The 14467-nt window shown below is 71.7% G+C and carries 15 protein-coding genes; 9 read left to right on the forward strand and 6 right to left on the reverse strand.

The window, feature by feature from the left end; genetic code table 11:
• Nucleotides 1-21 precede the first annotated feature (21 nt).
• From ACY1JF_RS08520 to ACY1JF_RS08540, 5 genes are all read left to right on the forward strand, one after another.
• Nucleotides 22-3240 (forward strand): nitrate- and nitrite sensing domain-containing protein, encoded by a 3219-nt coding sequence (locus tag ACY1JF_RS08520; protein ID WP_462704381.1) that lies wholly within the window; start codon nucleotides 22-24, stop codon nucleotides 3238-3240.
• A gap of 10 nt (nucleotides 3241-3250) precedes the next feature.
• Nucleotides 3251-3664, forward strand: a complete 414-nt coding sequence (locus tag ACY1JF_RS08525; protein ID WP_189419756.1) for a roadblock/LC7 domain-containing protein — start codon at nucleotides 3251-3253, stop codon at nucleotides 3662-3664.
• Nucleotides 3665-3758: 94 nt separating this feature from the next.
• Nucleotides 3759-4328 (forward strand): DUF742 domain-containing protein, encoded by a 570-nt coding sequence (locus tag ACY1JF_RS08530; RefSeq protein WP_462704382.1) that lies wholly within the window; start codon nucleotides 3759-3761, stop codon nucleotides 4326-4328.
• A complete protein-coding gene (locus ACY1JF_RS08535) occupies nucleotides 4309-4890 on the forward strand; it encodes a GTP-binding protein (RefSeq protein WP_009314218.1) in 582 nt (193 codons plus the stop codon). The genes ACY1JF_RS08530 and ACY1JF_RS08535 overlap by 20 nt, the downstream gene beginning before the upstream one ends.
• A 112-nt stretch (nucleotides 4891-5002) precedes the next feature.
• A complete protein-coding gene (locus ACY1JF_RS08540) occupies nucleotides 5003-5782 on the forward strand; it encodes a hypothetical protein (protein WP_462704383.1) in 780 nt (259 codons plus the stop codon).
• Here ACY1JF_RS08540 and ACY1JF_RS08545 read toward each other — a convergent pair.
• From ACY1JF_RS08545 to ACY1JF_RS08555, 3 genes are all read right to left on the reverse strand, one after another.
• Nucleotides 5779-5973 (reverse strand): acyl-CoA carboxylase subunit epsilon, encoded by a 195-nt coding sequence (locus ACY1JF_RS08545; protein ID WP_215169998.1) that lies wholly within the window; start codon nucleotides 5971-5973, stop codon nucleotides 5779-5781. The genes ACY1JF_RS08540 and ACY1JF_RS08545 overlap by 4 nt on opposite strands.
• 18 nt (nucleotides 5974-5991) lie before the next feature.
• Entirely contained in the window at nucleotides 5992-7575 is a 1584-nt protein-coding gene (locus ACY1JF_RS08550) for an acyl-CoA carboxylase subunit beta (protein ID WP_462704384.1), read from the reverse strand.
• Between the two features lie 509 nt (nucleotides 7576-8084).
• A complete protein-coding gene (locus ACY1JF_RS08555; RefSeq protein ID WP_462704385.1) occupies nucleotides 8085-8942 on the reverse strand; it encodes an SDR family NAD(P)-dependent oxidoreductase in 858 nt (285 codons plus the stop codon).
• A 263-nt stretch (nucleotides 8943-9205) separates the two neighbouring features.
• Between ACY1JF_RS08555 and ACY1JF_RS08560 the strand changes: the two genes are divergently transcribed.
• Complete coding sequence (locus ACY1JF_RS08560) at nucleotides 9206-9769, forward strand: YceI family protein (RefSeq protein WP_462704386.1); 564 nt, start codon at nucleotides 9206-9208, stop codon at nucleotides 9767-9769.
• Here ACY1JF_RS08560 and ACY1JF_RS08565 read toward each other — a convergent pair.
• Nucleotides 9756-10292 (reverse strand): TetR/AcrR family transcriptional regulator, encoded by a 537-nt coding sequence (locus tag ACY1JF_RS08565; RefSeq protein ID WP_462704492.1) that lies wholly within the window; start codon nucleotides 10290-10292, stop codon nucleotides 9756-9758. The two genes, ACY1JF_RS08560 and ACY1JF_RS08565, sit on opposite strands and share 14 nt — an antisense overlap.
• 104 nt (nucleotides 10293-10396) lie before the next feature.
• Here ACY1JF_RS08565 and ACY1JF_RS08570 point away from each other — a divergent pair, with 104 nt between their 5' ends.
• On the forward strand, nucleotides 10397-11326 hold the full coding sequence (locus ACY1JF_RS08570; RefSeq protein WP_462704387.1) for a DMT family transporter: 930 nt from the start codon (nucleotides 10397-10399) through the stop codon (nucleotides 11324-11326).
• Here ACY1JF_RS08570 and ACY1JF_RS08575 read toward each other — a convergent pair.
• The gene (locus ACY1JF_RS08575; protein WP_462704388.1) at nucleotides 11235-11657 is read right to left on the reverse strand and encodes an ATP-binding protein; all 423 of its coding nucleotides are present in this window, start codon (nucleotides 11655-11657) and stop codon (nucleotides 11235-11237) included. The two genes, ACY1JF_RS08570 and ACY1JF_RS08575, sit on opposite strands and share 92 nt — an antisense overlap.
• Nucleotides 11658-11747: 90 nt before the next feature.
• On the opposite strand from ACY1JF_RS08575, the gene ACY1JF_RS08580 reads away from it, so the two are divergent.
• Together ACY1JF_RS08580 and ACY1JF_RS08585 are read left to right on the forward strand one after the other, a co-directional pair.
• The gene (locus ACY1JF_RS08580; RefSeq protein ID WP_462704389.1) at nucleotides 11748-12563 is read left to right on the forward strand and encodes a helix-turn-helix domain-containing protein; all 816 of its coding nucleotides are present in this window, start codon (nucleotides 11748-11750) and stop codon (nucleotides 12561-12563) included.
• Entirely contained in the window at nucleotides 12560-12760 is a 201-nt protein-coding gene (locus ACY1JF_RS08585; RefSeq protein WP_462704390.1) for a DUF397 domain-containing protein, read from the forward strand. Before ACY1JF_RS08580 ends, ACY1JF_RS08585 begins: the two co-directional genes overlap by 4 nt.
• Nucleotides 12761-13061: 301 nt before the next feature.
• Here the strand turns inward: ACY1JF_RS08585 and ACY1JF_RS08590 are convergent, their stop codons facing one another.
• On the reverse strand, nucleotides 13062-14429 hold the full coding sequence (locus ACY1JF_RS08590; RefSeq protein ID WP_462704391.1) for a hypothetical protein: 1368 nt from the start codon (nucleotides 14427-14429) through the stop codon (nucleotides 13062-13064).
• Nucleotides 14430-14467: the final 38 nt, after the last annotated feature.

Below are 14467 nucleotides of genomic sequence, written 5' to 3' on the forward strand. Positions count from 1 at the left end.
CGCCGAGAGGTTGTTGGTCGAGTGAGGCGAAGCAAGAACAGTCCCGAGCCATCGGCCCGGGGCAACTTCACCCCGCCGCCGCGCACAGCGGCGCCCGCTCCCGTGCCCGGTCCGGAGCCCAAGGCCGCCCCCGCCCCGAGCGGCGGGTGGATGTCGCCGCGCAACTGGCGGGTGCGCACACGCCTCAACGCGATCCTGCTCATACCCGCACTGGTCGGCCTCGTCATGGGCGGCTTCCAGGTGAAGGGCTCCCTGGACACCTGGCGGGACGCCGAGGACGCCGAGAGCACCGCCAAGCTGGTCCAGGCGTCCCTCACCTACGCCAACGCCCTCTACAACGAGCGGGACGTCTCGGCCGCCCCGCTGCTCCAGGGCAAGGAGGACGACGAGAGCGTCACCGAGGCCCGCAAGGCCACCGACCGGGCCGCCGACGACTTCGACGCCGCGGCGCGGGACATACCGGACAAGGACGGCCTGCAACGCCGGCTGCAGCAGTTCCGCAACGTGGAGCCCGACCTCCAGACGCTGCGCGCCGCCGCCTACACCTCCGCGCTCAAGGGCGTGGAGACCGAGGAGGGGTACGTCCAGATCGCCCACCCGCTGATGTCGTTCGCCAACGAACTCGGGCTGGGCACCGGCAACATCACCTCCTACGGCCGGTCCGTCTACGCGATCGGCCTGACCAAGGCGTCCCTCTCGCTGGAACGCTCCATCGGCATGCACATGCTGACCAAGCCGGGTCCCGAGCCCAGCCACCTGGCCAGTCAGCGCGTCGCCCTCTCCTCCTACGCCTACCTGGAGGGCATAGCCGTCGAGGAGTACCTCGGCGGCGGCACCGAGGCGGACGCCAAGAAGCTGGAAGACGCCGGGGCGCGGATCAAGGCGGAGGGCGCGGCCCTGGCCAAGAAGGCCGCGGCCGAGGACCCCGACTACGTGGCGCCGCCGTCCGACCCCACCACGATGGTCTCCGAGCTGGCCCAGCTCGCCTCCACCGACACCGGCGCCCGGGCGTCCCTGGCCCAGCAGGGCATCACACCGGCCAACTGGTGGGCGGTCACCACCCTGAAGTTCGACGCCTACCGCGCGATCGAGTCGGACATGGCCGACAAGGCCGTGAGCGAGGCGTCCGCCATAGCCGACGACGCCGCGCGGGACACCTACGTCACCGGCGCCGCCGTGATCGTCGCGCTGCTCGCCGCCTTCGTCCTGGCCGGCATGGTCGCCCGCCAGATGAGCCGCAACATGCGGCAGCTGCGCAACGCCGCCTTCGGCGTCGCCGAGCAGCGGCTGCCGAGCCTGGTCGACCAGCTCTCCCGCACCGACCCCGGCCGGGTCGACACCCGGGTCAGCCCGATCCCGATCACCACCACCGACGAGATCGGCGAGGTCGCCCGCGCCTTCGACCAGGTGCACCGCGAGGCGGTCCGGCTCGCCTCCGAGCAGGCCCTGCTGCGGGGCAACATCAACGCGATCTTCACCAACCTCTCGCGCCGCAACCAGTCGCTGATCGAGGGCCAGCTGACCCTGATCACCGATCTGGAGAACAACGAGGCCGACCCGGACCAGCTGGAGAGCCTCTTCCGCCTGGACCACCTGGCCACCCGCATGCGCCGCAACGGCGAGAACCTCCTGGTCCTCGCCGGCGAGGAGCCCGGCCGCCGCTGGGACCAGCCGGTCCCCCTGGTCGACGTGCTGCGCGCCGCCTCCTCCGAGGTGGAGCAGTACGAGCGCATCGAGCTGTCCGGCGTACCGGAGGCCGAGATCCACGGCCGCGCCGTCACCGACCTCGTGCACCTGCTCGCCGAGCTGCTCGAGAACGCCACCACGTTCTCCTCCCCGCAGACCAAGGTCCGCGTCACCGCGACCCGGCTGCCCGACGGCCGCGTGATGATCGAGATCCACGACAAGGGCATCGGTCTGACCGCCGAGGACTTCGCGGACATCAACCACAAGCTGGCCAACCCGCCCACCGTGGACGCCGCGATCTCGCAGCGCATGGGCCTGTTCGTGGTCGGCCGGCTCTCCGACCGGCACGGCATCCGGGTCCAGCTGCGCCCCTCCGGCGAGCAGGCCGGCACCACCTCGCTGGTCATGCTCCCGGACGCCATCACGCACGGCGGCGGCGGCGAGAGCCCGGTGCAGCGCGACGACTTCACCGTCTCGCAGATCATCCCCGAGCAGCAGTTCCAGGGCGGCGAGAACTTCGGCGGGCAGCAGCAGCCCCTGCGCACCGCCGCGGAGCTGGGCTTCGACGACAGCCGGTACGCGGACGTCCCCGACGACATCCGCGAGCTGGACCCGGTCGGCCGCTCCCTGATGCGCGAGGAGCGCCGCGCCGCGCTGGAGTCCCAGACCCCGCCCGGCACCGAGGCCCCGGCCGCCGACGGCCAGGAGGCCCCGTACCAGGACCCGTTCGCCGGCCAGTCCGGCTACGACCAGGGCTACGGCCAGGGTTACGGCCAGCAGACCCCGTACCCCGGCCAGGAGCAGGCCGCGTACGGGGCGCCCCAGCAGCAGGCGTACGAGGGGCAGTACTACGCGCCGAACGGCGGCCTGCCGCAGGACGGCGCGTACTCCCCGGCCGGCGACGGCGGTCATCAGCAGACCGGGTACACCGGGGCCGCCCTGCCGGAGCGTCCCGCGCCGGGCGGCGGGGCCCAGGACGACTGGCCGCGCCAGGACGGCTACCAGAACGGCTATCCGGCCCAGTACCCTGCGGACACGGCCGGAGCGCAGTCCGCGCAGGCCGCTGACGCGGGCGAATCCGACCGCGTAGGCTTCGAGCGGCCGGGACCGGCCCCGTCCGCCGTCCACGACCTGACCGACGCCGGGCTCCCGCGCCGCGGTTCCGCCGCGGGCGGCGCGCACCGAGCGGCTCCGGAGCCGTCGGCGTCCGCCGCGGAGGGCGACGGCGCGGGCGGTGCCGAGGGCGCCTGGCGGTCGGCCAACGACGAGCGCTGGCAGCAGGCTTCCCAGCTGAGGAAGCCGAAGGCGGGCGGAGTGACCCCCTCCGGACTGCCCCGGCGGGTGCCCAAGGCCAACCTGGTCGAGGGCGCCGCCGAGTCCACTCCCCAGGGAGGCCCCCAGGTCTCCCGCGCCCCGGAGGATGTCCGGGGCAGGCTGAGCAACCTGCGCCGCGGTGTCGAACGAGGCCGCAGCGCGGGCAGTGAAACGAACAACGGCCAGGCCGCCGGCAATCACCACGGCGGTCCTGACAGCACCTACGACCAGGAGCGTTAGTGTGAGCCCGATGAGCCAGGCGGCACAGAACCTGAACTGGTTGATCACCAACTTCGTGGACAACACCCCGGGGGTGTCCCACACGGTGGTGGTCTCCGCCGACGGACTCCTTCTGGCGATGTCCGAAGGTTTCCCGCGCGACCGCGCCGACCAGCTCGCGGCCGTCGCCTCCGGTCTGACCTCGCTGACCGCGGGTGCCTCGCGCATCTTCGAGGGCGGCCACGTGAACCAGACAGTTGTGGAGATGGAGCGGGGATTCCTCTTCATCATGTCCATCTCCGACGGTTCCTCGCTCGCGGTTCTCGCACACCCGGAAGCGGACATCGGCCTCATTGGGTACGAGATGGCCCTCCTGGTCGACCGGGCCGGCACGGTTCTGACGCCGGACCTGCGCGCCGAGCTTCAGGGGAGCCTTCTCAACTAACGGGCAGACAGTGCGTTTCGGCGTCCCGGGGCCGTAAGGTTTCGGGACGCGGCTCCACAGCAATGGGCGCCAGGCACAGTCGGAGGAGGAGAAAGTGGCAACACCCCCAGGCAGTCCGTCTTCGGGCGACTGGTCGTACGGCCCCGCACAGGGCCACGGCGACGGTGCGCACCCGTACGGCTTCCCCTCCACGCCCGGCCACCAGCAGCCGTACGCCCCGCAGGGCCCCGGCCCCGCGCCGTACGACCAGCCGCAGGTGCCGCACATCCAGCCCGTGCAGCCGCAGCGCCGCGCCCCTGAGCCCGCGCCCGCCGGGGCGTCGAACAACCCCCTGGTGCGTCCGTACGCCATGACCGGCGGCCGGACCCGCCCGCGGTACCAGCTCGCCATCGAGGCGCTGGTGCACACCACCGCGCAGCCGCACCAGATGCAGGGCCAGTTGCCCGAGCATCAGCGGATCTGCCAGCTCTGCCGGGAGATCAAGTCGGTGGCCGAGATCTCGGCCCTGCTGACCATCCCTCTCGGCGTGGCCAGGATTCTCGTCGCCGACTTGGCGGAGGCGGGCCTGGTCGCCATCCATCAGCCCGGCGGCGACGAAAGCGCCGGCGGCCAGCCAGACGTGACACTGCTCGAAAGGGTGCTCAGTGGACTTCGCAAGCTCTAGCGGAGGGCCTTCCCGCTCCACCACGTCCGCGAAGATCGTGGTGGCCGGCGGTTTCGGCGTGGGCAAGACCACGTTCGTCGGCGCCGTCTCGGAGATCAACCCGCTGCGCACCGAGGCCGTCATGACATCCGCGTCAGCGGGCATCGACGACCTCACCCACACCGGCGACAAGACGACCACCACGGTCGCCATGGACTTCGGCCGCATCACCCTCGACCAGGACCTGATCCTGTACCTCTTCGGTACGCCCGGCCAGGACCGCTTCTGGTTCATGTGGGACGACCTGGTGCGCGGCGCGATCGGCGCGATCGTGCTGGTGGACACGCGCCGTCTCGCCGACTGCTTCCCCGCGGTCGACTACTTCGAGAACAGCGGCCTGCCCTTCGTGATCGCGCTGAACGGCTTCGACGGACAGCAGCCGTACAACCCGGACGAGGTCCGCGAGGCCCTCCAGATCGGTCCGGACACCCCGATCATCACCACCGACGCCCGCCACCGGGCCGACGCCAAGAGCGCGCTGATCACCCTGGTCGAGCACGCGCTGATGGCCCGGCTGCGGTAGCGACCGGCACGAACCGCTTACGGCCCCCGTTCCTCCCGTGGGAGGGACGGGGGCCGTACGCCGTTGCGGCGAGGGGGCGCTGGAGGGGCAGCTGGGAAGAGCTCGTCACCACGTGATCGACGCGCTGATCGACGCGTGGGGATGCTTCGACGTGGCCGCGGCCGCGTACGCGGATCGGGTGCCGTCACGGCTGCGGCTGGACGGCCGCGCCATCGTGCTCACCCTCTCCGCCCGGTGGCGACCCGTCACCGGGCCGGCGTCGGGGACCGGGCCGGGCATCGGGCATCCCTTCACCCGGTTCGAAGACGCGGGCGGCATACCGCCCCTGGTCGACTCGCGGGCCCACCGGTTGCGGGGCGGGACCGGCCCGCGGGCGCCGCGGCGTCTGCCCGGGCTCCAGCACCTGGTGTCGCTCAGCGACGCGGCGACGCACCGCCTCGACGTCTTCGCCGGGCCGAGGCACCTGGAGCTGCTGTGCCTCGGCCTCGGCGGCACGCCCTCCCCCGACGCCCCGCGCCCCGGGCCTGACCTCGGGCAGCTCTCCCCGCGGGCCGTCACCGGGGCCACGGACCCGGCCGTCATCGCCGACCGCCCCCGCCTGACGCGGTTCCAGCTGACGGCCGAGGACGTCCGCGTGCCCGGGGATCCGAGCGCGAGGACCTCGCTGCCCGGCCCGTACCCGTACCTCCACGGCTTCGACGCCGCCGCCCGGCTGCCGTCCCCGCGCTTCGCGCCGCCGGAGGTGGAGCGGCTCCGCCTGTTCGACCGCGCACCGCCCGACGGCCGAGGCGCCCTGGACCTCCCGGGCGTCGAGGTCTCCGTCCCCTGGGACGGGCGTGGCCCCGCACCCCTGCGGGGGGTGCGGGGCCACGGCCCGTCGTCGAAGCGCTAGCGCCAGCTGTGCGGGGCCCGGAAGCCCGGCTCGCGCTCCAGGCGGCGCCAGCCCGCGCGGACGCTGCCGCCTCGGGACGGGGCGACCTCGGCGGGGCGGGAGGCGGCGCGGGCCATCAGGACGGCCGTGATGGCGGCGACTTCCTCGGGCCCGGCGTGGCCCTTCTCGACACGGATGTCAGGCATGGACATACGACAGACTCCTCAAGGTCACTGCGGGGGGTTGCCGTGCTTGCGGGAGGGCAGGTCGGCGTGCTTGGTCTGGAGCATGGCCAGGGAGCTGACGAGCACCTCGCGGGTCTCGGCCGGGTCGATCACGTCGTCGACCAGGCCGCGTTCGGCCGCGTAGTAGGGGTGCATCAGCTCGGTCTTGTACTCCTTGACCATCTTCTGGCGCATCGCCTCGGGGTCCTCCGCCGCGGCGATCTGCCGCCGGAAGATGACCCCCGCCGCGCCCTCCGCGCCCATCACGGCGATCTCGTTGGTCGGCCAGGCGTAGGTCAGGTCGGCACCGATGGACTGGCTGTCCATGACGATGTACGCACCTCCGTACGCCTTGCGCAGGATCAGGGAGATCCGCGGCACGGTGGCGTTGCAGTACGCGTAGAGCAGCTTCGCTCCGTGCCGGATGATCCCGCCGTGCTCCTGGTCGACGCCCGGGAGGAACCCGGGGACGTCCAGGAAGGTGACGATCGGGATATTGAAAGCGTCACACATCTGGACGAAACGCGCAGCTTTTTCGCTGGCCTCGATGTCCAGGACGCCCGCCAGCACCTGGGGCTGGTTGGCGACGATGCCGACGACCTGGCCGTCGAGGCGGGCCAGCGCGCAGATGATGTTGCGGGCCCAGCGCTCGTGGACCTCCAGGTAGTCGCCGTCGTCGACGATCTCCTCGATGACCTTGGCCATGTCGTACGGGCGGTTGCCGTCGGCCGGCACCAGGTCGAGGAGGACGTCGGAGCGCCGGTCGACGGGGTCCGCCGACTCGGTGCGCGGCGGGTTCTCCCGGTTGTTCTGCGGCAGCAGCGACAGCAGGTAGCGGACCTCGGCGAGGCAGGTCTCCTCGTCGTCGTACGCGAAGTGGCAGACGCCCGACGTCTCGGCGTGCACGTCCGCGCCGCCCAGGCCGTTCTGGGTGATCTCCTCGCCCGTCACCGCCTTGACCACGTCCGGGCCGGTGATGAACATCTGCGAGGTCTCGCGGACCATGAAGACGAAGTCGGTCAGGGCGGGGCTGTAGGCCGCGCCGCCCGCGCACGGGCCCAGCATCACCGAGATCTGCGGGATGACCCCGCTCGCCTTGGTGTTGCGCTGGAAGATGCCGCCGTAGCCGGCGAGGGCACTGACGCCCTCCTGGATGCGGGCGCCCGCGCCGTCGTTCAGGGAGACCAGCGGCGCTCCCGCCGCGATGGCCATGTCCATGATCTTGTGGATCTTGGTGGCGTGCGCCTCGCCGAGCGCGCCGCCGAAGATCCGGAAGTCGTGCGCGTAGACGAAGACCGTACGGCCCTCGACCGTCCCCCAGCCGGTGATCACACCGTCGGTGTGCGGCTTCTTGGCCTCCAGGCCGAACCCGGTCGCCCGGTGCCGGCGCAGCTGCTCGACCTCCCGGAAGGTCCCCGGGTCCAGCAGCAGTTCGATCCGCTCCCGCGCGGTCAGCTTGCCCTTGGCGTGCTGCGCCGCCGTGGCCTTCTCGCTCGGTCCGGCCAGCGCCCGCGCACGGATCTCGTGCAGCTCGGCGACCCGCCCGCGCGCGTCCGTCGGCTCACCCGGCGCCTCATCCAAAACGGTCATGCAGTGACCTTACGAAGCCGGCCTGAGAAAGCACGCCGTAGACTCCGCACAGTCTCCGACGGGTTTTCCTGGTGCACCTGAACAGAACCATCAGGGTGCGCAGCCGTTTCGACTGCTCAGAGGGCTCGTCCGTTGTAGGGGTCGCACAAAGTCCTTCGGTGAGAGTCACCTCACATCCACGGGTGGCGCGTACCTCCCCCGGAGTGACGCGCGGGCGCGGCCGGCGGCTCGTGGGCGGGATCCCGGCCGTCTCCTCGGCCGGGACCGGCGCGCGGGCCGGGCGAGGCGGGAGGCGTACGGCCCGGCGGCCCGGCCGCGGCCGGGCCGGTGCCCGCGGGGGTGTCGCAGGGGTCCGCACCGGCGCGCGTCGGCGTGGACGCGGGCGGCGGGCACCGGGCGAGGACGGCCGCGCGCGGGACGGTGCGGCGGGGGACGGCGCCGTACGACAAGGTCACGCCCGTGCCGTCCAGCACGCCGGCGCCGTCCGGGGACGGACACCCCCGCCCCCGTCAGCCGAAACGGTGCAGCAGCCGGCGGTACAGGCCGGGCACCAGCCCGCGCACCCGCCCCGGGACGGCGAGCCAGCCCGGCACGTACACGTCGTCACGCCCGTCGCGCACCGCGTCCCAGACCGCGCCGGCCACCCGGCCGGGCGCGGTGGGCCGGGGCCATGGACGCTGGTACGGCGTGCCGCGCCGCTCGAAGAACGGCGTGTCCACCGGCCCCGGCACGACATGCGTGACCCCCACCCCCGTGCCCCGCAGTTCCTGCCGCAGCGCCTCCGCGAACGCGGCGACGCCCGCCTTGCTCGCGGAGTACACCGCCTCCTGCCGTACGCCGACGCTCCCGGCGACCGAGCCGACCAGCACCACCCGCCCCCGGCCCGCCGCCACCATGGCGGGCAGCACCTCGTGGACGAGCCGCAGCGTGGCGCCGAGGTTGACGGCCAGCACCTGGTCGAGAGCCGCAGGCGGCATGGCGGTGAACGGCCCCGCCCACCCGATCCCCGCACCCGCGACCAGCACGTCGATACGCCCGGCCGCCGCCAGCGCCGACTCGGCGAGCAGCCGCGGCCCGTCCGGGGCGGTGAGGTCGGCGGGGAGGGCGAGCCCGGACGTGGCGGCGGCGGTCTCGTCGAGCCGCTCCCGGTCCCGCCCGCTGAGCAGCAGCCGCCAGCCGCCGGCGGCGAACCGGCGGGCCGTTGCGGCACCGATGCCGGACGAGGCACCGGTGACGAGCGCGACAGGACGGTCCCGGCCGCCGTCACGGGCACCGTGCGGGGAGACCTCCTCGAACGCGTCCGCGATTTCCCCGTCGCCGGCCTTGGCGACGGCCTTACGGAGGGACGGCGGGCCTGGCTGGGTCACGGGATGCCTCCCGGGCGATATCTGGGCTTCCGCCACCATCACACCGGCCGGCGGCCCCCGGCACGCCGGGTCCGCCCATAGGGGCCCGCCGGTGCGCCAGGCGGCCTACCGGGCGCCCAGGACGGTGGCGGCCCGGCGCGGCGAGGGAATACGTTCCCACCGTTTCCGCGACCCCCGCGAATGATGTTGAACATTGCACCGAATGGGTCCGCAGTCATCACCGCACTACCTCATTGAAGTTTCAAGAACCAGAGGAGATCACCATGAGCACGTCCGCCAACCCCGACCTCGCCGCCCTCACCGGTGACTACACGCTGGACCCGGCCCACACCACGATCGGCTTCGTGGCCCGCCACGCGATGGTCACCAACGTCAAGGGCCAGTTCCGCGAGTTCAGCGGGACGCTGCACCTGGACGGCTCCGACCCCACCAGGTCCACCGCCACCCTGGACGTGGCGATGGAGAGCATCGACACCGGCAACGCCGACCGCGACGGCCACCTCAAGAGCGCCGACTTCTTCAAGACCGACGAGTACCCGACGATGACCTTCCGCTCCACCTCGGCGGAGTCCCTCGGCGGCGACGACTACCGCGTCACCGGCGACCTGACGATCCTCGGCACCACCAAGCCGCTCACCATCGACCTGGAGTACAACGGCGCCGCGAAGGACCCGTTCGGCAACGACCGGGTCGGCTTCGAGGGCAAGGCCGAGATCAAGCGCTCGGAGTGGGGCCTGACCTGGAACGCCGCGCTGGAGACCGGCGGCGTCCTGGTCTCCGACAAGATCAAGCTGGTCTTCGACATCTCGGCGATCAGGAACGCCTGACGCCACCGCCGAGCAGCTCCCGGGCCTGTTCACGGGCGACCCCGAACGGGTCCGGGACCATTCCCATCCCGTGCGCGACGAGCGCCCCTTCGTGCAGCAACATCAACACCCGCCCCAGCCGCTCCTCCCCCGTGAGCCGGGTGAACAGCTCCAGCATCCACGCCTTCTGCGCGACGATGACCGCGTAGGCCGGATGGCCCGGGTCACTGATCTCGGCGTGCGCGTTGACCATGGCGCACCCCTTCGCCCCGTACTCCCCGGCCCACTCCCGCGAGGCGTCGAACACGGCCAACGCGCTGGACTCCGCCTCCTCCAGGTACGCGTCCAGGAACACCCGCCACCGTTCGTCCCGTCCGGCGAGGTACTCCACGACGATCTGCTCCTTCGACCCGAACCGGTCGTAGAGCGTCTTCTTCGTCACCCCCGCCTCGGCCGCGATCAGATCGACCCCGACGGCGTGAATCCCGTGCGCGTAGAACAGCCGCTCGGCGGCTTCCAGGACGCGCCGCGCGCCCGGCGTCATCCGCACGCGCTCCAGCTTCTCTCCCACAACGTCGAGTATACCGATCTGTATAGCGGGCACCTGAAGATGACAGTAAACCGATCTGTCTACCGAGGGTGATCCGCATGACCGCCGTACTCCTCCCGGTCGCGTTCGTCGTCTGCTGGAGTTCCGGCTTCATCGGAGCGAAGCTCGGCGCGGGCACGGCGCCCGCGACGACGCTGCTGATGTGGCGCTTCCTGCCGTTGGCGGCGATTCTGCTCGCCGTATGCTGGACCTCGCTCCGGCGCACCCTCGGCCTCCGCGACCTCAGCCGCCAGATCCTGATCGGCGCCCTGTCGCAGAGCGGCTACCTGCTGAGCGTCTACTACGCCATCCAGCTCGGCGTCTCCAGCGGCACGACCGCCCTCATCGACGGCGTCCAGCCCCTGGTCGCCGGGGCGCTGGCCGGACCGCTGCTGCGGCAGTACGTATCCCGTCGCCAGTGGCTCGGCCTGAGCCTCGGCCTGACCGGCGTCACGGTGGTCACCCTGGCGGACGCCGGCGCGGCGGGCGGGGACGTCGTCTGGTGGGCGTATCTGATCCCCCTCCTCGGCATGCTGTCGCTGGTCGCGGCGACGTTCCTGGAGGGCCGCGCGCGGACGGCGGTCCCGCCTCGCGTCTCCCTGACCGTCCACTGCACGACCAGCGCGGTCCTCTTCTCCGCGCTCGCCCTGGCGACCGGGAACGCGACGCCGCCCACCGCCTCGTCCTCCTGGCTGGCGACCGCCTGGCTGGTGGTTCTGCCGACGTTCGGCGGCTACGGCCTGTACTGGCTGATCCTGCGCCGCTCCGGGGTCACCGAGGTCAACGCCCTGATGTTCCTGATGGCGCCGGTCACGGCCGTCTGGGGTGCCCTGATGTTCGGCGAGCACTTCGGTGTGACGACCGCCGTCGGGCTGGTGATCGGCCTCGCGGCCGTGGTCATCGTCCGCCGCGCCCCATCTCGAACTCGGCCCACACGGTCTTCCCGGGCCGCCGCTCCCCCGTCCCCCACTTGTCCGCGAGCGCGCTGACCAGCAGCAGCCCGCGGCCATGCTCGGCGTCCGGCGCGGGATCGGGTACGCGTACGGTTCCGGTTCCGGTTCCACTGTCGTGCACCTCGACGCGGAGGACTCCGTCCGGGTGCAGGGTGAGAGACAGCGCGAATCCCCTGGTCGGAGGGACGCCGTGCAGGAGGGCGTTGGCGGTCAACTCGCTGACGCACAGCAGCACGTCATCGACGCGGGTACCGAGGTTCCACTCTGCGAGGGCGGCACGGGTGTGGGCACGGGCGTGGCTCACTGACCTGCGGTCGCGGCGGTAGAACTTCCAGTGGGTGTGCGTGGGTCGGGATTCCAGGTTCATGAGACCAATGTCACTGACGGTCACTAATGTGAGGCAGTGAGTGAGTTCGTAACGCTCGTCCCTACGACTCCGCCACGAGGAGGCTCCGCCGTGCGCGAGAGGTCCAAGAAGGTCAGCTCCTGGCAGGCGGTCGGGGCCCTGGTCGCCCACTACCGGAAGCAGCGCCGCCTGACGCAGGAGCGGTTCGCCGAGATGGTGAACCTGCATGTGGACACCGTGCGGTCCATCGAGCGGGGGCGGTTGGCTCTTCGGCCGGATCGGGCTGAGGAGTTCGATGAGGTGTCGGACACGGGTGGGGCGTTGGCCGTGCTGGTAAAGAAACTCCCGGTGCGGGACAAGATCGTTCAGTTCGCGCAGAGTTTGGTGGACCACGAGCAAGAGGCGGTGAGCACCCTCTCGTACGAGACTCAAGTGGTGCCAGGGCTGCCGCAGACGGAGGACTACTGCCGCGCGGTCTTCGAGTACCGCCACCCCGCCATCGAGAGCGAGACAGCCGAGCAGTGGGTCGCCGCCAGGATGGAACGCCAGTCGCTCTGGCACCGGGATCGGCCGCCCGTGGGGCACTTCGTACTGGAGGAGAGCATCTTGCGCCGCGAGGTCGGGGGCCGTGAGGCAATGCGGAAGCAGATCCAACAACTTCTGACGTACACCGAGCCCGTACACATGGGTTTGCAGATCATGCCCATGGACAGGACTCCGCACTGCGGCCCGGCAGGACCCATGTTGCTGCTGGAGACCCCTGACCATGAGCGACTGGTTTATCTGGAAGTCCAGCGCGCGAGCCTATTGGTCGATGACCCCGAAGACATCAGCGCCTGTCACCACAAGTATGGAATGCCGCGGTCCCAGGCCCTCTCCCCCGACGAGAGCGCGCGTCTCTTGAATGGACTGCCAGGAGTCGCATGAACACCGCAGCCGACCTGACGTGGTACAAGTCCAGCTACAGCAGCGATGAGGGCGGCAACTGCATCGAAGTTGCCGCGCAAGCCACTGCCATCCACATCCGTGACTCCAAAAACCCCGGCGGACCGATAGTCACCGTCTCCCCCGCCGCCTGGACTGCTCTGCTTGATCGCGCGTCTGAGCGGGCCGTGAACACCTGAGCCCGAAGTGCTCACGCTTTACGGCAGACAGTCAGCCGCTGGACCGGCCCGGCGTGCAGGCGAGGCGCCGTCGCGCACCCCGCACGCCGAGTGCGTGCTCGGTCCGGCCGAGGGGCCGCGTCCCTGGGCCCCCTTTTTCCCGGGGCCGCCCGCTCGCTTCTGACCCGTGCTGGAGCGCCCCGAGTCAAGGGTGGCCCGCAGGGCCATCGCCGAAGGCGACGCGGAGCGCCCTTCACTCGGGGCGCGGAAGCACGACACTGGCCAAAAGAAGCGGGCGGCCCCGCCAACCCCCGGCACCCCCTCAGAAGCCGCCCCCGAAGTCCCCGCCCCCACCCCCGCCACCGAAGTCCCCTCCGCCCCCGAAGTCCCCTCCGCCGAACCCACCCCCGAAGTCGTCGGAGTCGAAGTCCGCGCCGGAGACGTCGCCGCCCGTGTAGCCGCCGCTGAAGTCCCCGTACCCGGCGCCGTAGTCGGCCGCGTACGCCGGGCCGGCCATCGCGCTGCCCAGCACCGTGCCGACCAGCAGCCCCGGCAGGATGCCGCCGCCGAAGTAACCGCCCGCCCACGGCCCGTAGGCCGGCCCCGCCTCCCAGTACGGGCGCCGGCCACCGGCCGTGTCGACCTCCCGCACCATCGGATCCCGCCCGTCCTCCAGGCGGGCGCGGTCCGCCGCGCACACCGGCACCTCCCGGGTCGCCCCGCCCACCGGCGTCCACGTCACGTCGGCCACCGACGGACCGTGCCGGGGATCGAAGAAGCACGGCGGACGCCGGTCCGGCAACGGCCGCCCCTCCCGCCGCGCGGCCAGCTGCGCGAGCGCGAACCGTCCGTCCTCCACCGCCTGCGTCACGGCCCGCACATCCTCCGGCCGGCGCGCGTCGGCCATGAACGTCTTGGACCGGTCGTACGCGTCCAGCGCCCGTTCGTAATCGGCCCGCATCGCGTCGTCCGCGCCCGGCTCACCGGGATGGAAGTCCAACCGGTCCAGTTCCTCACCGAACGCCGTGATGTCCTCGTCCACCACCACCCGCAGCTTCTCCAGCGCGGCCCGCTGCTCCTCCTCGTGCCGCCGCCGGTTGCGCCGCGACAGCGCGTAGACCCCGGCCCCGCCCACGGCCAGCACCGCACCGGTGGCGATCAGACCGCCCACCGGCACGCCGTCCCCGGACCCTTCGCTCCAGCCGCTCGGCGCCGCGCCGCCCGTGTTCCGCAGCGCGTCGTCCACGAAGTCGTTCAACTGGGCCTTCGCATCGCCCGCGCCCTGCACGGCCGACACCAGGTTCGCCACTCCTTGCCGGCTCATCACGCTGCTGTCGGCCCGCGCGTCGAAGCGGTCACCGAGCCGGATACCGTACAGGCCGGTCACACCGGTCTCCGTGCGGAGGTTCTGGAAGAGGTCCGTCGTCGGCTGATCAGCCGGCAGCACCGCCACGAAGACCGGCTTGTCCGCGTCCTCGATCTTGTCGGCCAACGCCTCCGCGTCCGCCTTCGACAACTGGTCGGACGCGGCCGGGTCCACGTACACCGGGCTCTCCCGCAGTCTCTGCGCGATCTCCGACACATCCGTCGCCGCGTGCGCCCCGGAGGCGCCCGCCGCCAGGACCGCCATCACCGCGGCGACCGGCACGATCAGAAGACGGACGAGCATGCGCACCAGTGCGGGCCTCATATGTTCGAAAGTACCGCAAAAACCATCTCAAACGGAAC

Source organism: Streptomyces sp. SYSU D01066-1 (assembly GCF_054956795.1).